Annotated in this window: 16 protein-coding genes, 2 tRNA genes and 3 rRNA genes; 12 read left to right on the forward strand and 9 right to left on the reverse strand. The window is 58.7% G+C overall.

From position 1 onward, the window contains the following. Positions 1-395 precede the first annotated feature (395 nt). The 5 genes from K0H47_RS25465 (at position 396) to rrf (ending at position 5593) form a co-directional block, all read left to right on the forward strand. Positions 396-1932, forward strand: a 16S ribosomal RNA gene (locus K0H47_RS25465). 82 nt (positions 1933-2014) lie between these two features. After that, a tRNA-Ile gene (locus K0H47_RS25470) sits at positions 2015-2091 on the forward strand. Positions 2092-2121: 30 nt separating this feature from the next. Continuing rightward, a tRNA-Ala gene (locus tag K0H47_RS25475) sits at positions 2122-2197 on the forward strand. A gap of 234 nt (positions 2198-2431) precedes the next feature. After that, a 23S ribosomal RNA gene (locus K0H47_RS25480) occupies positions 2432-5325 on the forward strand. 152 nt (positions 5326-5477) lie between these two features. Beyond that, a 5S ribosomal RNA gene (gene rrf, locus K0H47_RS25485) occupies positions 5478-5593 on the forward strand. Together the 16S, 23S and 5S rRNA genes with 2 tRNA genes alongside form the textbook arrangement of a ribosomal RNA operon. A gap of 77 nt (positions 5594-5670) precedes the next feature. On the opposite strand, the gene K0H47_RS25490 is transcribed toward rrf, so the two are convergent. Then, positions 5671-6561 (reverse strand): LysR family transcriptional regulator, encoded by an 891-nt coding sequence (locus K0H47_RS25490; protein WP_177027004.1) that lies wholly within the window; start codon positions 6559-6561, stop codon positions 5671-5673. Between the two features lie 101 nt (positions 6562-6662). On the opposite strand from K0H47_RS25490, the gene K0H47_RS25495 reads away from it, so the two are divergent. From K0H47_RS25495 to K0H47_RS25505, 3 genes are all read left to right on the forward strand, one after another. Further along, positions 6663-8078: an aldehyde dehydrogenase family protein gene (locus K0H47_RS25495; protein WP_219273815.1), complete on the forward strand. Its 1416-nt coding sequence runs from the start codon at positions 6663-6665 to the stop codon at positions 8076-8078. Positions 8079-8275: 197 nt separating this feature from the next. Next, entirely contained in the window at positions 8276-10168 is a 1893-nt protein-coding gene (mrdA, locus tag K0H47_RS25500) for a penicillin-binding protein 2 (protein ID WP_010166602.1), read from the forward strand. A gap of 92 nt (positions 10169-10260) precedes the next feature. Next, entirely contained in the window at positions 10261-10731 is a 471-nt protein-coding gene (locus K0H47_RS25505; protein ID WP_219273816.1) for an SRPBCC family protein, read from the forward strand. Between the two features lie 49 nt (positions 10732-10780). Here K0H47_RS25505 and K0H47_RS25510 read toward each other — a convergent pair whose 3' ends face one another. The 6 genes from K0H47_RS25510 to K0H47_RS25535 form a co-directional block, all read right to left on the reverse strand. Continuing rightward, positions 10781-11752: a cyclase family protein gene (locus K0H47_RS25510; RefSeq protein ID WP_219273817.1), complete on the reverse strand. Its 972-nt coding sequence runs from the start codon at positions 11750-11752 to the stop codon at positions 10781-10783. A gap of 27 nt (positions 11753-11779) precedes the next feature. Beyond that, positions 11780-12538 (reverse strand): SDR family oxidoreductase, encoded by a 759-nt coding sequence (locus K0H47_RS25515; protein ID WP_008434578.1) that lies wholly within the window; start codon positions 12536-12538, stop codon positions 11780-11782. 32 nt (positions 12539-12570) lie between these two features. Continuing rightward, positions 12571-14019 (reverse strand): aldehyde dehydrogenase family protein, encoded by a 1449-nt coding sequence (locus tag K0H47_RS25520; RefSeq protein WP_219273818.1) that lies wholly within the window; start codon positions 14017-14019, stop codon positions 12571-12573. A 2-nt stretch (positions 14020-14021) separates the two neighbouring features. Continuing rightward, positions 14022-15128, reverse strand: coding sequence for a tartrate dehydrogenase (locus K0H47_RS25525; protein WP_219273819.1), 1107 nt, complete (start codon positions 15126-15128; stop codon positions 14022-14024). Positions 15129-15248: 120 nt separating this feature from the next. Next, complete coding sequence (locus K0H47_RS25530) at positions 15249-16130, reverse strand: LysR family transcriptional regulator (RefSeq protein WP_201141287.1); 882 nt, start codon at positions 16128-16130, stop codon at positions 15249-15251. 195 nt (positions 16131-16325) lie between these two features. Then, a complete protein-coding gene (locus K0H47_RS25535) occupies positions 16326-18560 on the reverse strand; it encodes a TonB-dependent siderophore receptor (protein ID WP_063028434.1) in 2235 nt (744 codons plus the stop codon). A 232-nt stretch (positions 18561-18792) separates the two neighbouring features. Between K0H47_RS25535 and K0H47_RS25540 the strand changes: the two genes are divergently transcribed. Next, positions 18793-21150 carry a DNA polymerase II gene (locus tag K0H47_RS25540; RefSeq protein WP_219273820.1) on the forward strand — a complete coding sequence of 786 codons (2358 nt, stop codon included), beginning with the start codon at positions 18793-18795 and terminating at the stop codon, positions 21148-21150. A 72-nt stretch (positions 21151-21222) separates the two neighbouring features. Then, on the forward strand, positions 21223-21801 hold the full coding sequence (locus K0H47_RS25545; RefSeq protein ID WP_219273821.1) for a GNAT family N-acetyltransferase: 579 nt from the start codon (positions 21223-21225) through the stop codon (positions 21799-21801). Here the strand turns inward: K0H47_RS25545 and K0H47_RS25550 are convergent. Continuing rightward, a complete protein-coding gene (locus tag K0H47_RS25550) occupies positions 21798-22013 on the reverse strand; it encodes an AbrB/MazE/SpoVT family DNA-binding domain-containing protein (protein ID WP_003208231.1) in 216 nt (71 codons plus the stop codon). The genes K0H47_RS25545 and K0H47_RS25550 overlap by 4 nt on opposite strands. A 70-nt stretch (positions 22014-22083) precedes the next feature. On the opposite strand from K0H47_RS25550, the gene K0H47_RS25555 reads away from it, so the two are divergent. Both K0H47_RS25555 and K0H47_RS25560 read left to right on the forward strand, forming a co-directional pair. Beyond that, positions 22084-22704, forward strand: a complete 621-nt coding sequence (locus tag K0H47_RS25555) for a glutathione S-transferase (protein ID WP_219273822.1) — start codon at positions 22084-22086, stop codon at positions 22702-22704. Positions 22705-22868: 164 nt separating this feature from the next. Beyond that, a complete protein-coding gene (locus K0H47_RS25560) occupies positions 22869-23450 on the forward strand; it encodes a DUF4174 domain-containing protein (RefSeq protein ID WP_201141291.1) in 582 nt (193 codons plus the stop codon). Between the two features lie 113 nt (positions 23451-23563). Here K0H47_RS25560 and K0H47_RS25565 read toward each other — a convergent pair whose 3' ends face one another. Next, positions 23564-24628 carry an acyltransferase family protein gene (locus K0H47_RS25565; RefSeq protein ID WP_374106778.1) on the reverse strand — a complete coding sequence of 355 codons (1065 nt, stop codon included), beginning with the start codon at positions 24626-24628 and terminating at the stop codon, positions 23564-23566. Between the last annotated feature and the right edge of the window lie 9 nt (positions 24629-24637).

Below are 24637 nucleotides of genomic sequence, written 5' to 3' on the forward strand. Positions count from 1 at the left end.
AGTGTTGTTTAGCCCTATTAACGGTTCGATCTTCTCGGTCGAAAGCGGAGAAAAAGAGGTGTTGACAGCAGCGTGTAACGCTGTAGAATTCGCCTCCCGCTAACGAGAGATCGGAAGCGCAAGTGGTTGAAGTTACAAAGGAAACTTTGAAAACTTCTTAAAAAAACCGCTTGACAGCAACAGAGGCTGCTGTAGAATGCGCGCCTCGGTTGAGACGAAAGATCTTAACCAACCGCTCTTTAACAACTGAATCAAGCAATTCGTGTGGGTGCTTGTGGAGTCAGACTGATAGTCAACAAGATTATCAGCATCACAAGTTACTCCGCGAGAAATCAAAGATGTAACCAACGATTGCTGAGCCAAGTTTAGGGTTTCTTAAAAACCCAAAGATGTTTGAACTGAAGAGTTTGATCATGGCTCAGATTGAACGCTGGCGGCAGGCCTAACACATGCAAGTCGAGCGGTAGAGAGAAGCTTGCTTCTCTTGAGAGCGGCGGACGGGTGAGTAATGCCTAGGAATCTGCCTGGTAGTGGGGGATAACGTTCGGAAACGGACGCTAATACCGCATACGTCCTACGGGAGAAAGCAGGGGACCTTCGGGCCTTGCGCTATCAGATGAGCCTAGGTCGGATTAGCTAGTTGGTGGGGTAATGGCTCACCAAGGCGACGATCCGTAACTGGTCTGAGAGGATGATCAGTCACACTGGAACTGAGACACGGTCCAGACTCCTACGGGAGGCAGCAGTGGGGAATATTGGACAATGGGCGAAAGCCTGATCCAGCCATGCCGCGTGTGTGAAGAAGGTCTTCGGATTGTAAAGCACTTTAAGTTGGGAGGAAGGGCAGTAAATTAATACTTTGCTGTTTTGACGTTACCGACAGAATAAGCACCGGCTAACTCTGTGCCAGCAGCCGCGGTAATACAGAGGGTGCAAGCGTTAATCGGAATTACTGGGCGTAAAGCGCGCGTAGGTGGTTCGTTAAGTTGGATGTGAAATCCCCGGGCTCAACCTGGGAACTGCATTCAAAACTGACGAGCTAGAGTATGGTAGAGGGTGGTGGAATTTCCTGTGTAGCGGTGAAATGCGTAGATATAGGAAGGAACACCAGTGGCGAAGGCGACCACCTGGACTGATACTGACACTGAGGTGCGAAAGCGTGGGGAGCAAACAGGATTAGATACCCTGGTAGTCCACGCCGTAAACGATGTCAACTAGCCGTTGGGAGCCTTGAGCTCTTAGTGGCGCAGCTAACGCATTAAGTTGACCGCCTGGGGAGTACGGCCGCAAGGTTAAAACTCAAATGAATTGACGGGGGCCCGCACAAGCGGTGGAGCATGTGGTTTAATTCGAAGCAACGCGAAGAACCTTACCAGGCCTTGACATCCAATGAACTTTCTAGAGATAGATTGGTGCCTTCGGGAACATTGAGACAGGTGCTGCATGGCTGTCGTCAGCTCGTGTCGTGAGATGTTGGGTTAAGTCCCGTAACGAGCGCAACCCTTGTCCTTAGTTACCAGCACGTAATGGTGGGCACTCTAAGGAGACTGCCGGTGACAAACCGGAGGAAGGTGGGGATGACGTCAAGTCATCATGGCCCTTACGGCCTGGGCTACACACGTGCTACAATGGTCGGTACAGAGGGTTGCCAAGCCGCGAGGTGGAGCTAATCCCAGAAAACCGATCGTAGTCCGGATCGCAGTCTGCAACTCGACTGCGTGAAGTCGGAATCGCTAGTAATCGCGAATCAGAATGTCGCGGTGAATACGTTCCCGGGCCTTGTACACACCGCCCGTCACACCATGGGAGTGGGTTGCACCAGAAGTAGCTAGTCTAACCTTCGGGAGGACGGTTACCACGGTGTGATTCATGACTGGGGTGAAGTCGTAACAAGGTAGCCGTAGGGGAACCTGCGGCTGGATCACCTCCTTAATCGACGACATCAGCTGCTCCATAAGTTCCCACACGAATTGCTTGATTCATTGAAGAAGACGATAAGAAGCAGCCCGAAATTGGGTCTGTAGCTCAGTTGGTTAGAGCGCACCCCTGATAAGGGTGAGGTCGGCAGTTCGAATCTGCCCAGACCCACCAATTTTGTGTGGGAAACGCCTGTAGAAATACGGGGCCATAGCTCAGCTGGGAGAGCGCCTGCCTTGCACGCAGGAGGTCAACGGTTCGATCCCGTTTGGCTCCACCACTACTGCTTCTACGTTATGAAAGCTTAGAAATGAGCATTCCATCGTTGTGATGGTGAATGTTGATTTCTAGTCTTTGATTAGATCGTTCTTTAAAAATTTGGGTATGTGATAGAAAGATAGACTGAACGTTACTTTCACTGGTAACGGATCAGGCTAAGGTAAAATTTGTGAGTAATTGCGAATTTTCGGCGAATGTCGTCTTCACAGTATAACCAGATTGCTTGGGGTTATATGGTCAAGTGAAGAAGCGCATACGGTGGATGCCTTGGCAGTCAGAGGCGATGAAAGACGTGGTAGCCTGCGAAAAGCTTCGGGGAGTCGGCAAACAGACTTTGATCCGGAGATGTCTGAATGGGGGAACCCAGCCATCATAAGATGGTTACCTTACACTGAATACATAGGTGTATGGAGCGAACCAGGGGAACTGAAACATCTAAGTACCCTGAGGAAAAGAAATCAACCGAGATTCCCTTAGTAGTGGCGAGCGAACGGGGACTAGCCCTTAAGTGGCTTTGAGATTAGCGGAACGCTCTGGAAAGTGCGGCCATAGTGGGTGATAGCCCTGTACGCGAAAATCTCTTAGTCATGAAATCGAGTAGGACGGAGCACGAGAAACTTTGTCTGAATATGGGGGGACCATCCTCCAAGGCTAAATACTACTGACTGACCGATAGTGAACTAGTACCGTGAGGGAAAGGCGAAAAGAACCCCGGAGAGGGGAGTGAAATAGATCCTGAAACCGTATGCGTACAAGCAGTGGGAGCAGACTTTGTTCTGTGACTGCGTACCTTTTGTATAATGGGTCAGCGACTTATTTTCAGTGGCGAGCTTAACCGAATAGGGGAGGCGTAGCGAAAGCGAGTCTTAATAGGGCGTCTAGTCGCTGGGAATAGACCCGAAACCGGGCGATCTATCCATGGGCAGGTTGAAGGTTGGGTAACACTAACTGGAGGACCGAACCGACTACCGTTGAAAAGTTAGCGGATGACCTGTGGATCGGAGTGAAAGGCTAATCAAGCTCGGAGATAGCTGGTTCTCCTCGAAAGCTATTTAGGTAGCGCCTCATGTATCACTGTAGGGGGTAGAGCACTGTTTCGGCTAGGGGGTCATCCCGACTTACCAAACCGATGCAAACTCCGAATACCTACAAGTGCCGAGCATGGGAGACACACGGCGGGTGCTAACGTCCGTCGTGAAAAGGGAAACAACCCAGACCGTCAGCTAAGGTCCCAAAGTTATGGTTAAGTGGGAAACGATGTGGGAAGGCTTAGACAGCTAGGAGGTTGGCTTAGAAGCAGCCACCCTTTAAAGAAAGCGTAATAGCTCACTAGTCGAGTCGGCCTGCGCGGAAGATGTAACGGGGCTCAAACCATACACCGAAGCTACGGGTATCATCTTCGGATGATGCGGTAGAGGAGCGTTCTGTAAGCCTGTGAAGGTGAGTTGAGAAGCTTGCTGGAGGTATCAGAAGTGCGAATGCTGACATGAGTAACGATAATGGGTGTGAAAAACACCCACGCCGAAAGACCAAGGTTTCCTGCGCAACGTTAATCGACGCAGGGTTAGTCGGTCCCTAAGGCGAGGCTGAAAAGCGTAGTCGATGGAAAACAGGTTAATATTCCTGTACTTCTGGTTATTGCGATGGAGGGACGGAGAAGGCTAGGCCAGCTTGGCGTTGGTTGTCCAAGTTTAAGGTGGTAGGCTGGAATCTTAGGTAAATCCGGGATTCTAAGGCCGAGAGCTGATGACGAGTTATCTTTTAGATGACGAAGTGGTTGATGCCATGCTTCCAAGAAAAGCTTCTAAGCTTCAGGTAACCAGGAACCGTACCCCAAACCGACACAGGTGGTTGGGTAGAGAATACCAAGGCGCTTGAGAGAACTCGGGTGAAGGAACTAGGCAAAATGGCACCGTAACTTCGGGAGAAGGTGCGCCGGTGAGGGTGAAGGACTTGCTCCGTAAGCTCATGCCGGTCGAAGATACCAGGCCGCTGCGACTGTTTATTAAAAACACAGCACTCTGCAAACACGAAAGTGGACGTATAGGGTGTGACGCCTGCCCGGTGCCGGAAGGTTAATTGATGGGGTTAGCTAACGCGAAGCTCTTGATCGAAGCCCCGGTAAACGGCGGCCGTAACTATAACGGTCCTAAGGTAGCGAAATTCCTTGTCGGGTAAGTTCCGACCTGCACGAATGGCGTAACGATGGCGGCGCTGTCTCCACCCGAGACTCAGTGAAATTGAAATCGCTGTGAAGATGCAGTGTATCCGCGGCTAGACGGAAAGACCCCGTGAACCTTTACTATAGCTTTGCACTGGACTTTGAATTTGCTTGTGTAGGATAGGTGGGAGGCTTTGAAGCGTGGACGCCAGTTCGCGTGGAGCCAACCTTGAAATACCACCCTGGCAACTTTGAGGTTCTAACTCAGGTCCGTTATCCGGATCGAGGACAGTGTATGGTGGGTAGTTTGACTGGGGCGGTCTCCTCCTAAAGAGTAACGGAGGAGTACGAAGGTGCGCTCAGACCGGTCGGAAATCGGTCGTAGAGTATAAAGGCAAAAGCGCGCTTGACTGCGAGACAGACACGTCGAGCAGGTACGAAAGTAGGTCTTAGTGATCCGGTGGTTCTGTATGGAAGGGCCATCGCTCAACGGATAAAAGGTACTCCGGGGATAACAGGCTGATACCGCCCAAGAGTTCATATCGACGGCGGTGTTTGGCACCTCGATGTCGGCTCATCACATCCTGGGGCTGAAGCCGGTCCCAAGGGTATGGCTGTTCGCCATTTAAAGTGGTACGCGAGCTGGGTTTAGAACGTCGTGAGACAGTTCGGTCCCTATCTGCCGTGGACGTTTGAGATTTGAGAGGGGCTGCTCCTAGTACGAGAGGACCGGAGTGGACGAACCTCTGGTGTTCCGGTTGTCACGCCAGTGGCATTGCCGGGTAGCTATGTTCGGAATAGATAACCGCTGAAAGCATCTAAGCGGGAAACTAGCCTCAAGATGAGATCTCACTGGAACCTTGAGTTCCCTGAAGGGCCGTCGAAGACTACGACGTTGATAGGTTGGGTGTGTAAGCGCTGTGAGGCGTTGAGCTAACCAATACTAATTGCCCGTGAGGCTTGACCATATAACACCCAAGCAATTTGCGTCGAAGAGACCAGATTGCGGTGTGTGAAGACGAAACGAACCGAAAGTTCGAATCTCACAAAACACCGAAAGCTATCACATACCCAATTTGCTGAAGCGAGGCCATCTGGTCACGACTCAGTACCCGAATTTCTTGACGACCATAGAGCATTGGAACCACCTGATCCCATCCCGAACTCAGCAGTGAAACGATGCATCGCCGATGGTAGTGTGGGGTTTCCCCATGTGAGAGTAGGTCATCGTCAAGATTAAATTCCGAAACCCCTGATTGCTAACGCAATCAGGGGTTTTGTTTTGGGCGGTCGGAAACTCACAGCGATGCTGTTTAAAATCCTTTCTCCCTGATCAACCCGATCAGCGCCCTTAATCCCGCTGGCACATGACGTCTTCCTGGATAATAGAGGCGCAGACGGTCAAAAGATGGCGTCCACTCCTCCAGCACACGCACTAACGTCCCCTTCGCTAAATCAGCCGCGGCATTCCATTCCGTAAGGTAGGTCAGGCCCAGCCCCGCCCTGGCAGCCTCAAGCATTAGACTCGGATTATCCAGGGTCAAAGCCCCCTGTACCTCAATAGCAAGCGCTTCGCCATGACGCTCAAACTCCCAGTGATAGATCGCACCGCCGGGCATTCGGCTGCGAATACATTGATGGACCTTCAGATCCATTGGGCTGACGGGGACGGGGTTGCTGACAAAATAGTCCGGGCTGCCCAATACCGCAAAACGCTGGGCTGGGCTGATATCGACCGCGATCATGTCTTGAGGAACGGTGTCACCTAGACGAATCCCTGCATCAAACCCCTGCGCAACGATATCCACCAGACGCCCTTCAGTGACGATATCCAGTTTCATCCGCGGATAACGCCGCAGATACTCCAGCAGCAGCGGCATCACCTGCTTTGCGGCACCCGCTGAGGTATTCAGGCGCAAGGTGCCGCTCGGCTCCGCACTGCGATTTCCCGCCTGTTCCAGCGCAGTGCGAATGCTCAACAGTGCCGGAGTAATCGTCTCGACAAACTCTGCACCCACTTCAGATAACGACACACTGCGGGTTGTGCGATTGAACAGCCTCACCCCCATCCGCGCTTCAAGCCCTGCAATAGAGTGGCTCAGCGCCGAGGTCGATACATTTAATTCAGTTGCCGCCGCACGAAAACTTCTATGTCGCGCCACTGCCAATACGGCTTCCAGTTCATTCAGTCCTGATGTATTCATTGTCCTGAATCACTCATCAACTCATGCAGATTTGTACGGCTTATCAGCTCAATCATAGTGACTTACCGTAGGACGCACTAGCTCAGTGTCCCGGAGGACCTATGCAATACATCAATCGGATTTACATCAACGGCGCCTTTGTGACACCTCATGGCGAAGAGCGTTTTGGTCTGTTCAATCCGGCTACGGGCCAGAGTATTGGCCAGGTTCGATTGGCAAATGAACAAGATGCTCTGGATGCCATCGCAGCCGCCAAGCGAGCTTTTACCGAGTTCTCCCACAGCTCGAAAGACGTACGCATCGACTATCTCAAGCGCATGCACGCCGCCGTTGAAGCCATTGAGGAGGAACTCACCGATGCGATTATCGAGGAGTACGGCGCCCCGGTTTCCCGTGCGCGATGGATGGCCAAGCACGCGGCCAGCGTCCTGCAAGATGCCGCTTCGGTACTGGAGAACTATAACTTCTCTCGACGTATCGGCATTGCCGAGGTGGTCATGCAGCCGTTGGGTGTGGCCGGCTTGATCACGCCCTGGAACAGCAACGCCGGTTTTATCTGCGGCAAGCTCGCTGCAGCGCTTGCCGCCGGCTGTACCGCTGTGATCAAACCCAGTGAAATGAGCGCAATCCAGACCTCCATCGTCACCCGTGCACTCCATGAAGCGGGGCTGCCCGCGGGCGTGTTCAATATCGTCACCGGCCGTGGCGAAACCGTAGGCGCCGTGTTGAGCGCCCATCCCGACATCGCAAAAGTCTCCTTCACCGGCTCAACGGCCGTCGGCAAAATGATCCTGCGTACCGGCTCTGAGACCTTGAAGCGCGTCACTCTGGAACTGGGCGGCAAATCACCGGTGCTGATTCTCGATGATGCGGATCTCAAGACCGCTGTGCCCATGGCTCTCCAGGCCGGCTTCATGAACAGTGGCCAGGCCTGCATTGCCGGCACCCGAATCCTGGTACCTGAAGATCGCCTGAATGAAGTTGAAGCGCTGATGATCCAGGAGGCGGCCAAAGTACAAGTCGATAATCCCCGTGAGCCAGCCACCGCTGTCGGCCCCATGGTCAGTCATAAACAGTGGGAGCGGGTGCAGCGCTACATTCAGATCGGGATTGAGGAGGGCGCGCATTTATTGGCAGGAGGCCCCGGTTTGCCTGAAGGCATCACGGCTGGCTGGTTCGTAAGACCGACCATATTCAGCCGCGTGACCAATCAAATGACCATCGCCCGCGAAGAGATTTTCGGTCCGGTGCTATCGATCATTACCTACGCGACCGAGGAGGAGGCACTGACGATAGCTAACGACACCCCCTACGGCCTTCAGGCGTACATCCTGTCCTCAAATCCCGAACGTGCCCGCAGGCTGGCTAGCCGTATCGATGCAGGCCGAGTCCTGATCAATACCCTCGCCCATGAGCCATTGGCCCCGTTTGGCGGTTTCAAGCAATCGGGTATTGGTCGCGAGTACGGCACATTTGGCCTGGAAGCCTTCCTGGAGCCCAAGTCCATCCTAAGCTGATTCCTCAGCATGAAAACGTATGAATAAGGTCAACGTCCCAAACCAAAGTGCATGAACAGGCCCTATAAGCACACCGTTCAGGGAAATCGATGCAAAGTGTTTCCGCATTTTTGGTATGGTGCAGCACATTTTCACAAGGACTGATTTTTCCTCCGCAGGAAGCGGCGTCGACCTTATTTCAACGAGATGCTGTAGAAATGCCTGAACCGATACCGATCAAGGACCACGAAAAAGAAAACCGCCTGGTCAACAAGCGGCTGCTAGCCTGCGCGCTGCTGGTCATCGGCATCACCTGCGCCCTGGTAGGCCGGATGTACTTCCTGCAGGTGGTGCAGTACGACTACCACTCCACCATTTCCGAAAACAATCGCGTCCACGTCCTACCGATTACACCGACGCGCGGCCTGATCTATGACCGCAATGGTGTAGTACTTGCCGACAACCGTCCCAGTTACAACCTGACCATCACCCGCGAACGTACGACCGATCTCAAGGGTGAGCTGGACGCCATCGTCAGCCTCCTGCATTTGCCTGCCGAGGACCGTGGCGTATTTGATAAAGCGCTCAAGCAAGCGCGTCATCCCTTCGTCCCCGTCACGCTGTTTTATGAGCTGACCGAAGAACAGATCGCCGTGCTGGCCGTCAACGAATTCCGCCTGCCTGGCGTGGATGTCGAGCCGCAATTCGTCCGCCATTACCCGCTGGGTGCGCACTTTGCCCACTCCATTGGCTACGTAGGCCGGATCAACGAAAAAGAATCCAAGGCCCTCGATTCAGTGGAATACCGGGGCACGCAATCCATCGGTAAAACCGGGATCGAGCGCTTCTACGAGTCCGAGCTGCATGGCCACGTGGGCTATGAAGAAGTTGAAACCAACGCCCAGGGCCGCGTCCTGCGAGTGCTCAAGCACACCGACCCGATCCCCGGCAAAAACATCGTTTTGAGCCTGGACGTCAAACTCCAGGAAGCTGCCGAAGAAGCCCTCGGCGACCGTCGCGGCTCGGTGGTCGCTCTCGATCCGGCAACTGGCGAAGTCCTGGCGATGGTCAGCAAGCCGAGCTTTGACCCGAACCTGTTCGTCACCGGTATCAGCTTCAAGGAATATGCAGCGCTTCACGACTCTCTTGATCGTCCGCTGTTTAACCGCGTGCTGCGCGGGCTCTACGCGCCAGGCTCGACGATCAAGCCGGAAGTCGCCATCGCCGGCCTCGACAGCGGTGTAGTCACCGCCCAGACCCGCGTGTTCGACCCGGGTTACTACCAACTCCCGGATTTCGACCATAAATACCGCAACTGGAACCACAGCGGCGACGGCTGGGTAGACATGGACGCAGCGATCATGCGCTCCAACGACACCTACTTCTACGACCTGGCCCACAAGCTGGGCATCGACCGCCTGCACGACTACCTGGCTGAATTCGGCCTTGGCCAGAAAGTCTCCCTCGACATGTTCGAAGAGTCGGCCGGCTTGATGCCGTCCCAGGCCTGGAAGCGCGCCACCCGACGCCAACCGTGGTTCCCGGGTGAAACCGTGATCCTCGGCATCGGCCAGGGCTACATGCAGGTCACCCCGCTGCAACTGGCCCAGGCCACTGCGTTGATCGCCAACAAAGGCGTGTGGAACCGCCCGCACCTGGCCAAGACCATCAATGGCGTGGCGCCAGTGGATGAAAACCCGATGCCCAACGTTGTCCTCAAAGACCCGCGCGACTGGGAGCAGGTCAACCACGGCATGCAACTGGTCATGCACGACCCACGAGGTATCGCCCGGGCGGCTGCAGCCGGTGCGCAATACCGGATTGCCGGCAAGAGTGGTACCGCACAGGTGGTGGCGATCAAGCAGGGTGAGCGTTACAACCGTCTCAAGACCCTGGAACGCAACCGCGACAACGCCTTGTTCGTTGGCTTCGCCCCGGCGGAGCACCCGCGGATCGTCATTTCGGTGATGATTGAAAACGGCGAGGCTGGTGGCCGGGTGGCGGGCCCGGTGGTGCGTCAGATCATGGACGCCTGGTTGCTCGATCAGGAAGGCCATTTGAAGCCGCAATACGCGACGCCAAGCAAGGCTCCAGGTGATCCTCACGTCTGAGGTCTTCAGGGCATGACGCTGTTCATGCCTTATACCTTGTCAAAGGTTGCGCATTGGTCGATGTCGCCTACTGTCAATACAGGAGGTGTCTCATGCACGAATCAAATGAAATCAAACGTAAAGTCCTGCTCAACGCGTCACGTCAACGGGTCTGGGATGCACTGACCGACGCCGAGCAATTCGGCAGCTGGTTTGGCATCGCCCTCAAGGACAAGCAGTTTGCCGCAGGGCGGGCCATTGAAGCCCCGATCACTTATCCAGGTTACGAGCACGTGGTGTGGAAGGCGAAAATCGAGCGCCTTGAGCCACAAGCGCGGTTCTCTTTCAGTTGGCATCCTTACGCCGTAGACAAGGAGGTGGATTACGACACGGAAGCCCCAACCCTGGTGGAGTTCACCCTCGAGGATCACGGAGAAGGTATCTTGCTGCGGGTGGTGGAATCAGGTTTTGACGGAATCCCGGACGCTCGCCGCCGCCAGAAGGCCTACAAGAAGAACTCCCGAGGCTGGGACGATCAGATGAACAATATCGAAGAGTACCTGGCGAAATCCCATCGGCCTTGAGTCCAGTGGCGAGTTCGCGATTCGCAAATTCGCCACTGAGACTGAACGGCTACTTGATCACCACCGGATTCACCGGCGCGCCACTGCCCCCGACAATCTTCAACGGGGCGGCGGTGTAGAGGAATTCCCACTGGCCGTCGTCCGCACAATCGGCGGCCAGTTCCTCCAGCAACACGATTTCGGTGAAGGCGATCCCCAGGTTGCGCATCAGCGCGCAATGCAGCGGAATCTGCACCCCGGACACCGGGTCGGTGATCACTTCGTTGGCGATGGTGTCGGTCACAAGGTTGGGGATTTCCATCTCGTGGAACCACTCCACCAGCTCGCGGCTGTAGGTCAGCCCGGGCTCCATCAGGTCCTTGAAAAACTCGGTCTTGCCCAGCTCATAAAAGGCACCCATGGAACCGGTGCGGATGATCAGGATGTCGCGCTTTTCAATGGTCACGCCCTGGGCCTTGGCGGCGTCGAGCAGGTCCAGGTGGTTGAAGGTTTCGCCACGGCCCAGGCATTTCTTGCCGCGATAGCGGGCCATGTCGATCAGCACCGCGCGGCCCACTACGCCGCGTTCGGCAATCGCCAGAACGCTGGCCTTGGCCATGCCGCCGACGGTGGTCTGGGCGTCGTAGCCGTTCCACAGTTGATTGTCGTACCAGGCGTGGCCGAGGGCGTCGTACTGGGTCGAGCCTTGCAACTGCATGAAGATCACGTCGTCGGAATACGCCGCGCCACCGGTCATGTGCGGCTGTTTGCCGAAGTGGTAATGGCTGTGGTCGAGGGTGTTGAAGCGCATCGACGGGTTGCGCGCCGGCCACATCGGGTCACCGCCCGGGTGGCCGATCTGCACTTGCAGGGTAAAGGTCTTGCCCTGTCGCACCGAGGCGACGCCCCGCAGCACTTCGGCTTCAGTCAGGTAATTGAGGGCACCGACTTCGTCGTCCGGTCCCCATTTACCCCAATTCTTTGGCAGGCCTTCTAGCAATTCCCGGGTGTTCGGCTCGTTCTTATTATGAAGATCACACATAGCAATTCCTGTCCCTGTGAGAGTGAGTTACACGCAGCGCCCGCCATCGACTTCCAGGCAGGTGCCGGTGATGAACGCCGCTTCGTCCGACGCCAGGTACAGGCAGGCGTTGGCCACATCTTGCGGGGTGGAAAAGCGCCCCAGGGGAATGGTCGCCATGAACTTCTGGCGGTTTTCCGGGGTGTCCGGCACGCCCATGAATTCGCTGAGCAATGCCGTGGCACCCACCACCGGATTCACGCAGTTGACGCGGATATTGTCCGGCCCCAACTCTGCCGCCATGGTCTTGCTCATGACCACCACTGCGCCCTTGCTGCCGTTATACCAGACCAGTCCCGGGCGCGGGCGGATCGCTGCCGTCGAGGCAATGTTGACGAACACTCCGCCGCCCTGGCCGCGAAAGTGCGGCACAAAATGCTTGGCGCTCAAGAAGATGCTTTTGACGTTGACTGCAAATACCCGGTCGAACTCGGCCTCATCGACCTCCAGCATCGGCCGGTTGCGGTGGGTGGTACCGGCGTTGTTGATGACAATGTCCAGCCCACCGAATTGCTCCAGTGTGCCGCGCAGCAGCGCGCCCATGCTTTCATCGTTGGCCACGTTGACCTCGATAAAGTGCGCATGGCCGCCGCTTTCGGCAATCTCATTGACCACTCGCTGACCGCCCACGGCGTTCATGTCCGCAACGATGACCTTGGCACCCTGGCGGGCAAATGTCTTGGCGATGCCCTCGCCAAACCCCGAACCGGCGCCGGTGACGATCGCGACTTTATTGGCTAAACGCATGGTGTGTTCTCCGTTCTTGTTGTTGTGAGGAATCAACCGTGTTTGATCGCAATGGTCTTCAAGGTGGTAAAGCCCAGCAGCGCCTCGAAGCCTTTTTCCCGGCCATAACCGCTGGCCTTCACGCCGCCGAATGGCAATTCAACGCCGCCACCGGCACCATAGTTATTGATGAACACTTGGCCACAACGCAGGGTGCGCGCCAGGCGCATTTGCCGCGCGCCATCGCGGGTCCACACGCCGGCCACCAGGCCGAACTCGGTGCCGTTGGCCAGGCGAATCGCTTCGGCTTCATCGTCGAAGGGCATCACGGCCAGCACCGGGCCAAAGACTTCGTGTTGCGCCAGGCGACTGTGAGGCGGCACATCGCGAAACAGTACCGCCTCCTGGAAATACCCGCCGCTGCCGGCCTCGGCCACCACCGTTCCGCGTGCGGCGACGGTGATCCCGGCCTGTTCGGCTTCACGAATAAACTCGTGCACCTGGCGTAGCTGCTTCTGATTGATCAGCGGGCCCATGTCCAGGTCCAGCGCCGAAGGCCCGGCGCGCAGTTCGCTGAAGCGTTGGCTGAGGCGTGCGAGCAGGGTTTCGTAAATGCAGCGTTCCACCAGCAAACGGCTGCCGGCGGAGCAGGTTTGCCCGCAGTTCTGAATGATGGCGTTGACCAGCACCGGCAACGCTTCATCCAGGTCGGCATCGGCGAACACCAGTTGCGGCGACTTGCCGCCCAACTCCAGGGTGACCGGGCAGTGGCGTTCGGCAGCGGCTTTCGACACGGCAGTACCGGTGGCGGTGGAGCCGGTGAACGAGATGTGATCGATGCCCGGGTGTGCACACAACGCCGCGCCGGCTTCGTAGCCGTAACCGGTGACTACGTTGATCGCGCCGGCTGGAAAACCAACCTCGGCAGCGATTTCCGCCAGGCGCAGCAACGACAGGCTGGCATCTTCCGCCGGCTTGACCACGCACGCATTGCCTGCCGCCAACGAGGCGCCGACGCTGCGCCCGAAAATCTGCATCGGGTAATTCCACGGGATGATATGCCCGGTCACCCCGTGGGGTTCGCGCACCGTCAACACCGTGTAGCCGGCCTGGTATGGCAGGGTTTCGCCGTGTAGTTTGTCCGCGGCACCCGCGTAGTATTCGAAATAGCGGGCAAGGGCGGTGGCATCGGCGCGGGCGACTTTCAGCGCCTTACCGGTGTCCCGCGCCTCGATCTGCGCCAGCTCTTCATGATGTTCCAGCACCGCCATGCCGAGCTTGGCCAGCAAACGGCTGCGATCCACGGCAGACAACCGGCCCCACGGGCCATCGAAGGTTTCCCCAAGTGCCAGGCGCGCCGCGCTGATCGCCGCCTCGATATCGGCGGCTGTGCCACGGGCGATGCTCGAATAGGTTTCGCCGGTACTGGGGTCGATCACCGGAATGTCTTCCAGCGAGGTCGATGCCAGCCATTGGTTGGCGATGTAATGTGCGTTGGTCATGTTCAGCTCCTGTTCCCTGCCACGCATTCGGCGATGGCGCGACCCACTTCGACAGTGCTGGCGCCGCCGCCCATTTCCCGGGTGCGCGGGCCATCGGCAAGCACCGTTTCGATGGCGGACACGATGGTTGCCGCCGCTTCCTGATAAAGCGGATCACCGTCGCCCAGATGCTCGATCATCAGCGCGGCCGACCAGATCTGCCCAATGGGATTGGCTACACCGAGCCCGGCAATATCCGGCGCGGAACCGTGCACCGGCTCGAACAGCGACGGGTAACGCCGCTCGGGATTCAGGTTGGCCGACGGCGCAATGCCAATGGTGCCGGTGCACGCCGGGCCAAGGTCGGAAAGGATGTCGCCGAACAGGTTGGACGCCACCACCACATCGAACCAGTCGGGGTGCTGCACGAAGTGCGCACACAGAATGTCGATATGAAACTTGGCCGTCTTCACGTCCGGGTAGCGCCGGGCGATCTCGGTCACCCGCTCGTCCCAGAACGGCATGGTGATGGAGATGCCATTGGATTTGGTCGCTGCCACCAGGTTTTTCCGGGGCCGCTGTTGCGCCAGTTTGAAGGCGTAATCCACCACGCGGTCCACGCCTTCCCGGGAGAAGATCGACTCCTGCACTGCGATTTCCCGCGAGGTGCCTTCCCACATGCGCCCGCCGACACTGGAGTATTCGCCTTCGGTGTTTTCCCGCACCACGATAAAGTCGATGTCACCCGGCACACGGCCGGCCAGCGGACAGGGCACGCCAGGCATCAGACGCACCGGGCGGATATTCACGTATTGATCGAACTGGCGGCGGATCTTCAGCAGCGACTCCCACACGGCAGTGTGGTCGGCAATGATGTCCGGCGCGCCGACAGCGCCGAAGAAGATCGCGTCATGGCTGCCGATCTGTTCGGCCCAGTTGTCGGGCATCATCGTACCGTGGGCCAGGAAATGCTCGCTGCACCAGGCAAAGTGGTCGAAGTGAAAGTGAATACCGAACCGCCGGCTGACGGCCTCAAGTACCCGCAGGCCTTCGGGCACCACTTCGCGGCCGATGCCGTCGCCGGGAATCACGGCGATGCGGTGGGTGGGGCGGGTGTGGGATTGGGACACGCCGTGTCTCCTGTCTTGTTTTTATAGGAAGGTCTGGCGAGGGCATTCTTGGCACAGCTGTTACAACAGGGGAATTGCTCATTGTGGAATCGGCCTTCGCAAAATTCGAAGGCCGAAGGTTTATGCAGGGTTGGCGCTCAGGTAGTCGAACAACGCCAGGCTGGTCAGCGAAGGCTGCTCCTTGCGCATGCACAGGTACATCTGCCGGTCGGCCCAGTTGTCGTCGATTTCGATAAAGCGCAAGGCCATCTCCTTGCGGAAAATCTGCACGGCGCCCTGTGGCAGCACGCCCACGCCCTGGCCGGCAGCGATCAAGCGGCACACCGCTTCGAAACTGCGCACCTGCATCCGCAACCGCAACGGCATGCCAATCGCAGCGGCGGCTTCGGTAATCAGCGGCGTGATGGCGGCGTTGTCCTCCAGCCCGACGAAGTCATAGCCGAGCAAATCCTCGAAGGGCGCATGGCGCATTTTCAACGGATGATCATGGGGCACGATCAGGCACAGGCGGTCCTGGCAGTAGGGTACAAAGCGCAACTCTTCGCTGGGCCGGGTCGTGACGATGCCGACATCCGCCACGCCCTCACGCACGGCCTGGAGAATTTCCCGGCTTCGCTCCTCGCGAATATCCAGGCGGATGCCCGGGTGCAAGGTGTTCCATTGGGTCAGTTGGCGCGGCAGTTCCTGGCTCATCGCCGAACTGTTGGCGTACAGGCAAACCCGGCCGGTGGCGCCCTTGGCGTAGTCGGCGAGATCGGCGTGCATGCTGTCCACTGCCCGAAGGATCGACTGCGCATGCTGGGCCAACACTTCGCCGGCCGCCGTCGGCGAAACACCGGTGGAGGTGCGGGTCAGCAGGGCGACCTTGAAGTGCTGCTCCAGCAGCGACAGGCGCCGGCTGGCGGCAGAGAGGGAGAGATGGGAGTGCTCGGCCGCCCGGGACAGGTTGCCCAGCTTGACCGCCTTGAGGAACAGCTCGATGGAAGTGAGGTCGGGGGACATGCCGGAGTCCTTGTGCGCAGTGGTTGGGAAACTACGCAGTTGGCGTTCGGCTGTCCAATGTCCGGCAAACAACACGGATGAGGGCAGATCTGCTTTTCTGTGGGAGCTGGCTTGCCTGCGATCGCATCACCGAGGTGCATCTGACGCACCGAGGTGCCTGCATCGCAGGCAAGCCAACTCCCCCATTGACTGGGGTTAGAAGTCGATGCTGGCCGACAACTTGGCCACGCGCGGGTCGCCTTGGGTCAAGTAACCGCCGAGGGCCGACTCCCAGTATTTGGTATTGGCGACGTTCTCCACAGTAGCGCCGAGGGTGACATCACGCTGGTTCACCTTGAAGGTGTAGCGGGCGCCCACATCGAAGCGGTTCCAGGCGGGCAGGCTGAGGTTGTTGGCCGCGTCGGCGTATTGGCCGCCGGTGCGTAGCATCCGACCGTTCACCGTCACGCCTTGCAGGCCCGGTACATCCCAGTCCACGCCGGCATTCAGTTGGAAGCTCGGTACGCCGATGGCACGATTGCCGTCGTTGGCGCCGTCCTGGGTGCCGTTGACTTCGGTGTGGATGATGGTTGCACCGCCCAACAGGCGCAGCCCTGCGATAGGCTCGCCGAACACGTTGAGCTCCACGCCTTTGTTGACTTGCTCGCCCTGGCGAACATAGGTGGCGCTTAACCCGTCGGCACTGAGTTGTGAGTAGCCATCGGTGGGTTGCTCGATGCGGTACACACCCAGGGTTGCGCCGTAGGTGCCCATGTCGACCTTGACCCCGGCCTCGGTCTGTTTCGAGCGCGCCGGGGCGTAGGCCTGGCCGGCGTTGCTGATGGGGGCTGTGCCGGCTGTCTGGGGAGCGGTCGGGCCCTGGGCCAGGCCTTCGATATGGTTGGCATAGAACGACACATGGTCCCACGGCTTGAACACCAGGCCGTACACCGGTGTAGTGATCGACTTGTCGTAATTGGCGGTGCGAGTACCCGTGCCGTAGGCGAAGCCCTGAACCACCAGTTCCTGGCGACGCAAGCCGGCGGTCACCAGCAAACGATCATCCATAAAGCCCAGGGTGTCGGAGACCGCTGCACTGCGAGCGAAGGTCTTGGCGGTGATGCCCGGGTCGTTCAGGTCGCCGCCCACGAAACTGCCTTTGACCGGCTCGGCAACGTCCACCGGGTTATAGATATTGCTGGCGTGGCCGGTGAAGTCAAAGTCATAGGCATTGCGGGTCTGGGCCCAGATCCCGGTCAACCCGAGGTTCAGCTTGTGGCTGACCGAGCCGGTCTGGAACTTGCCGTTCAAGCCTGCCATCAGGCTGGTGTTGTCTTCCTGGTGGGCGATGCGCGAGCCGCTGACGGTGGCATTGCCCAGGGCGTCATTCAACGTGACCGAGGAGTAACGGCCAATCTCGTTGGTGTGCTTGGCACCGCCGGCGACATAAGCCGTCCAGTTGTCGTTGAGGTCGTACTCGGCGCGCAACATGCCGAAGGTGTCTTCCAGGCTGCTGGTGCCCCAGCTCGGCGCGTAGTTGGTGTCGGCCGAAGGTGCGTTGGGGATATGGGTCAGGTTCTGGCCAAGCAGCACGGTGTTGCGCCCGCCATTGATCTGCTGTTTCGAGTAGACAAAATCCCCCGACAAACGCAGTGCATCGCCGCGATAATCCAGGCCGACCGCAAACAGTTTCGAGCGCTGGTTCTCGTCATCAATACCGGTATCGCCCTCACGCTGGGAGATATTCACCCGCGCGCCGAAGCGATTGTCTTCGCCGAAGCGCTGGCCGATATCCAGGTGCTCGCCGACCCGGCCGTCGCTGCTGATATCGGTGCTGAAGCGACGCAAAGGCACATCATCGGCGCGCTTGGGTTGCAGGTTCACACCGCCGCCAATCCCGGAGCCGCCGGGCGTCACGCCGTTGATAAAGGCGTTGGGGCCCTTGAACACTTCAACCCGTTCCAGGGCGTCGGTGGACATGATCTGGCGCGGCAGGATGCCGTACAAACCGTTGAACGAAATGTCGTCGCCGTTCAGCGGCAGGCCACGGATCACAAAGGCCTGGGCCTGGTTGGCGTAACCCGATGCCTGGCGCACGGACGAATCGTTGAGCAGCACATCACCGACGTTTTCGGCCTGCTGGTCACGAATCAGTTTTTCGGTATAGGACGACATGCTGAAGGGCACGTCCATGATGTCCTGATTGCCCAGCACCCCCAGTTGCCCCCCGCGAGCGACCTGGCCGCCGGCATACACCGGGGGCAGGGCGTTGGGCGTAGGTGCGTCGGCGCTGATGGTGGTAGCACCCAATTCCAGAGCCTTGCCGTCCTGACTGGTGTTCGCATCCTGCGTGGTTTCTGGAGTGGCGGCGTGAGCGGTGAGGCTCAGGGAGCAGCAAAGGGCGAGCAGGGTCGGGCGAAACGGCACAGCAAAACGGGTGGAGGTGGGCATGGTCGATCCTGACGGCGAACCGTCACTGTGAGGAGAAAAGGGCAACAACGTTGCGCATCCCCGCTGCGCGAATACGACTCCGATGCGAATGATAGTAATTGTCATTAATATCCTGCAACAAGTTTGTGAGATTACTGTCGGCATTCACGTAGGCTGTTTCTGTTAAATCGCCGCGCCTTGTCACAGGCCGAGTAGAATCACGCCCTGAAAGCGATTCTTGAGGTGCGGCAAGGTGGATTTACAGCAGGGGTTTGTCCTGACCCGGCATTGGCGCGACACCCCGGCGGGCACGGAGGTCAGTTTCTGGCTGGCCACCGATCAGGGCCCAAGGTGTGTGCGTTTGCCGGTGCAGACCTCCGTGATGTTCATCCCCCAGGCCCATCGCAAACCCGCCGAGCTGCAGCTCAAGGGCGAACGCGGTATCGAGTTGCGCGACCTGGCGCTGTGCGACTTCCACCATCGCCCGGTGCTGGGCCTCTACACCAAACAACATCGCCAACTGATGGACCTGGAAAAGCGCCTGCGCAAAGCCGGCATCGACGTCTACGAAGGCGATGTGCGCCCACCCGATCGCTACATGATGGAACGCTTCATCACCGCGCCGGTGTGGTTTGGCGGTACGGCGGGCGAAGGCAGCATGCTGGTGGAGGCGCAGATGAAACCCGCGCCGGATTACCGCCCGCCCCTCAAGTTGGTGTCGCTGGACATTGAGACCACCGCCCAGGGCGATCTGTATTCCATCGCCCTGGAAGGCTGCGGCGAGCGCCAGGTGTACATGCTCGGCCCGCCCAACAAGACCGATGCGGTGGACTTCAAGCTCGACTACTGCGACACCCGCGCCGAGCTGCTCGAACGCCTGAACCTGTGGCTCGCCACCCATGACCCCGACGCGATCATCGGCTGGAACCTGGTGCAGTTCGACCTGCGGGTCCTGCACGAGCATGCGCAGCGCCTGAACGTGCCGCTGCTGCTGGGCCGTGGCGGCGACGCCATGGGCTGGCGCGAACACGGCAGCCGCAACCACTACTTCGCTGCGGCAGCCGGGCGACTGATCATTGACGGCATCGAAGCCTTGCGCTCGGCCACCTGGAGTTTCGAATCCTTCAGCCTGGAAAACGTCGCACAGACCTTGCTTGGCGAAGGTAAATCGATCTCCACGCCGTACCAGCGCATGGACGAAATCAACCGGATGTTCGCCGAGGACAAGCCCGCGCTGGCGCGCTACAACCTCAAGGACTGCGAGCTGGTCACGCGGATTTTCGAGAAGACCGAGCTGCTGAAATTCCTCCTCGAACGAGCCAGCGTCACCGGCTTGCCGGCGGACCGCAACGGTGGTTCGGTGGCGGCATTCACCCACCTGTACATGCCGCTGATGCACCGCCAGGGTTTCGTCGCGCCGAACCTGGGCGACAAACCACCCCAGGCCAGCCCCGGCGGGTTTGTCATGGACTCACGCCCGGGCCTCTACGAATCGGTACTGGTGCTCGACTACAAAAGCCTCTACCCGTCGATCATCCGCAGCTTTCTGATCGACCCGGTGGGCCTGATCGAAGGCCTGCGTCACCCCGAAGACAGCGAGTCAGTGGAAGGCTTTCGCGGGGCGCGGTTTTCCCGCACCCGGCATTGCCTGCCGTCGATTGTCGCGCGGGTTTCCGAAGGCCGCGAAGTGGCCAAGCGCGAACACAACGCGCCGCTGTCACAGGCACTGAAGATCATCATGAACGCCTTCTACGGCGTGCTCGGTTCCAGCGGTTGCCGCTTCTTCGACACGCGGCTGGCGTCGTCCATCACCTTGCGTGGCCACCAGATCATGCGCCAGACTCGCGAACTGGTTGAAGCCCGGGGTTATGAAGTGATCTACGGCGACACCGACTCCACCTTCGTCTGGCTCGGCAGCGCCCACTCCCAGGAAGACGCCACGCGTATCGGCCTGGACCTGGTGCAGCACGTCAACACCTGGTGGCGTGAACGCCTGCAGAATGAGTTCGGCCTGCAAAGCGCCCTGGAACTGCAATACGAAACCCACTTCAGCCGCTTCCTGATGCCGACCATTCGCGGCGCGGAGGAGGGCAGCAAGAAGCGCTACGCCGGGCTGGTCACCCGTGCCGACGGCAGCGAAGAAATGATCTACAAAGGCCTGGAAACCGTGCGCAGCGACTGGTCGCCCCTGGCCCGGCAATTCCAGCAGGAGCTTTACCAGCGGATCTTCCACCGCCAGCCTCATCAAGATTACGTACGTGACTACGTACGCCGCACCTTGAGCGGTGAACTCGACGAATTGCTGATCTACCGCAAACGCCTGCGCCGGCAATTGGGCGACTACGAGCGCAACGTACCGCCCCACGTGCGTGCCGCGCGGCTGGCCGACGAATACAACGACCGCCAGGGTCGCCCGCGCCAGTACCAGAACGGTGGCTGGATCAGCTACGTGATCAGCGTCAACGGCCCCGAACCGCTGGAAGTGCGCCAGGCACCGATCGACTACGACCACTACGTCACCCGGCAACTGCAACCGGTGGCGGATGCAATCCTGCCGTTCGTAAACGACGACTTCGGCACCCTGGTGGGTGGCCAGATGGGCTTGTTCTAAAACGGCTTGCCTTGCACTGGCCAGAGCCTGCAATCTTGGCCACTGACGACCACCAGACGGCGCAGCACTCCCATGACTGAAATCACCCTGACCGGCACCACGGTCGAACTCCGCCCCCTGCAACGCGAACACTCGGCCGCTTTGGTACAGGCTGCCGCCGACGGGCAACTGTGGAACCTCAAGGTGACCAACGTGCCGGGCCCCGACACCGTCGATAAGTACGTGGACACTGCCCTGGCCGGGCGTGAAGCTGGCACCATGATCCCGTTTGTGATCGTGCGCCGTGACACCGGTGAAGTGGTGGGCAGCACCCGGTTCTGGAAGGTTGACCGGGTCAACCGCAAGCTGGAGATCGGCCACACGTTTATCAGCCAGTCGGTGCAGAAATCCGGAGTCAACACCGAGGCCAAGCTGCTGCTGCTCACCCATGCGTTTGAAGTCATGGACTGTGTGCGGGTGCAATTCACGACGGATGAACTGAATGAAAAGTCCCGGGCCGCGATCCTGCGCCTCGGCGCGATACAGGAAGGGATCGTGCGCCACGAGCGCATCATGCCCGATGGCCGCAAGCGCAACTCGGTGCGCTTCAGCATCATTGATCCGGAATGGCCGCAGGTGAAGGCGAGGTTGCTGGCCCGGCTGGCCCGCTAGGGCTTGTGGCTCAGCTCTTCCACCAGCTCATCCATCCGGTCGGCAATTTTCGGTGTGGTCGACAACACGAACCCTTTCTGCGTGCCCACATAGGTCTCGACGATGTACAGCGTGTCGCCCACATCCAGCCCCAATTCCTGCAAGGCTTCGTCTGGCAGGCGAATGGCGCCGTCGCCGTCCCAGTCTTCGATCGTGACGCGTTTACTGTGCATGATAGTTTCCCGTTGAACGATTGAACGGCCTAGCCTAACACCTCAACCCACTGCCAGGAGGCTCAGCACTGTGTACACCCTTTACGGAACCCAAGGCACCGGCTCGTGCATCATCGAAATCGCCCTGCAGCGTTGCGGTGTCGAATTGCGCCAGGTCGACGCCTGCTCCTGGGAAGACAGCGCGGGCAGCGAGGCCCTGGCGCAGATCAATCCGCTCAAACAAATCCCCACCCTGCAACGGCCCGACGGCAGCGTGTTGACCGAAAGCGCGGCGATCCTGATTCACCTGGGCCTGCAATTTCCCGCCTCAGAGTTGCTACCCGAGGAGCCCGCCCAGGTCATTCGCGGCCTGGTGTACATCGCCGCGAACTGTTATTCGGCGATTGGCATCATCGACTATCCGGAACGCTGGACTGACAGCGCCGATGCGCAGCAGCATGAACAGTTGATCAGCGGGACCCGTCGCCGCCTGCATGGGGCCTGGGAGGTGTTTGCCGATCAATTTGCCGACCAGCTGGTTACCTCGCAACAGGTTCCAAATGCATTGGGCATCATGGCGGCGGCGGTGTCGCGATGGGCGGGAGGACGTGAGGCCCTGCAACAATCGCGGCCCGAATTTGCGCGGGTGCTGGCGAAGGTGGATGTCGACCCCATCGTGGCGCCGGTATTTGCCCGGCATTGGCCGCTATAAGGCTTCGCAATCAGATGAAACAATGAGGCCTAAGGTGGCTAAACGCCTTGCGTCGCGGACGTCCTGACCTACGCTTTCTGAAGCTGGCGTAGGAATCATCCTTGAATTTGACTGTCGCAGACATGAAACTCAAGAACCCTGCATGGAATTCAAAGGAGGTGTGCATGCTCATCCGGTCGCTGACCCTGGCTACCTTGATGGCTTTTACGGGGCCGCTGCTGGCCGCGGATGATCTCAATCCGCTCAAGCAGGACCTGGGCAAGTCACGCCCGTTGGTGGTGGTGGAACTCGACTCCGGCAACCCGACGTTGGCCACCCTCAAGAAACAGTTGGAAGAGCCTGCCAACAAGCAGTCCTTTGAAGAGCGCAACATGGTGCTCTACACCGTGTCCTTCGGCAGCATCGGTGCCGAAGGCGAGAAGTTCGCCAAGGACGCGAAGGACAACAAGAAGCTCGCACCGCCTGAAACCAACGCGCTGATCCGGGCACTCAAATTGGGCGCCGGCAGTGGCACCAAAGTGATTTTGATGGGCAAGGACGGCGAGAAAAAACTTGAGAAGACCGTGCCACCGGACGCCCTCAACCTTGCAGACTTCTTCACCGCGATTGACCAGATGCCCCAGGCTGAGAAGGATCTTGCCGCCCCGGCCGAGGCTGAGCCCGCAGCCCCGGCGCCTGGCAAGCCTGGCGCCAAGGCTGGCAAGAACACCAAGCATCCAGCACCTCAACCGGCACTGGATGATTGAGCGTTTTTCTGTAGGAGCTGGCTTGCCTGCGATAGCATCACCTCGGTAATTCAGGCACACCGCGGTGATGCCATCGCAGCCTCGCTAAAGCTCGACAGCTCCCACATCAGGTCTCAAACTCCAGGCTTCTCCCCAGCCACCACCGCCTTCTTGCGCACCGGGAACGGGAAGTAGAAGAAGCGCAAGAACGCCACCCGCTTGATCACCTCGCCGATCATCAACGGCACCACCACCGCGATCACCAGCCCGATGCTCGCCGACAACAGCGGGTGCAACCCCAGCCGCTCCATCAAGTCCACGGTCTTGTGCTGAATCTCCCCGTGGAAGATCAACAGAATCAGCGTCGACTGCCCGATGTACGTCATCGCCCGCGTCAGCAGCCCCGACACCATCATCACCCCGGCCAGCGCCCAGCACACATACACGCCGATCACCGCCAACAAACTGGTCCACAGCCAGTGGTCATAACGCCGCTGTGCCAGGTCCATGGTGTCCCAGCTGTAGATGAACACCACCGCAAACAACGCCATGGCTCCCAGTAGCGTCAGCAACGAGCTTTGGTGGCGGCGCAGCACGTCCCGCAGCAGATAACCAAAGATGAAATAGGTGCTGCTGATCAACGTCACATCAATGCTGAACGGCAGCCCCGGCATCGTCCAGGTCTGTCCGCCGACGGTCACCGGCACCTGCCAGAACCACGGCAGGGTCCAGATCCCGAGCATCAGTTGCAGGGTGATCACCACACAGCTCATGGCCAGCGACAGGCCCAGGCGCTGCATCAGCCGCAGCATCACCCAGCCGAACAGGATCGCCACCCAAAAGTGCGGCAGGAACCACAGCGCCTGCCATGGAATGGTGTCCACCGAGGCATACAGCACGCCGCCGATGTCCGGCAGCAGTGCCTGGCCGCGCAGCAGGTCGCGGATCAGGATGTACACCAGCATGGTGAAGAAGAACGGCTTGAGCAGTGCATCGGCCTTGCGCACCGCCATCTCGACAAAGGGTTGTTCAGGCTTGAAGAACACCCCGGAGAGAAAGAAGAACAACGGCAGGATAAATACCGCCAGCAGCGGGTACAGCAAGTCCAGGGAACTGGCGACAAACCAGCTGTGCCCGAACACAATGATCAGGATGCCAATGCCCTTGGCAATATCCATTTGAATCCAGCGTTTTTTCACCTGACTGCT

The organism is Pseudomonas sp. Xaverov 83 (assembly GCF_019352905.1).
In the GTDB taxonomy this organism is placed as follows: domain Bacteria; phylum Pseudomonadota; class Gammaproteobacteria; order Pseudomonadales; family Pseudomonadaceae; genus Aquipseudomonas; species Aquipseudomonas yamanorum.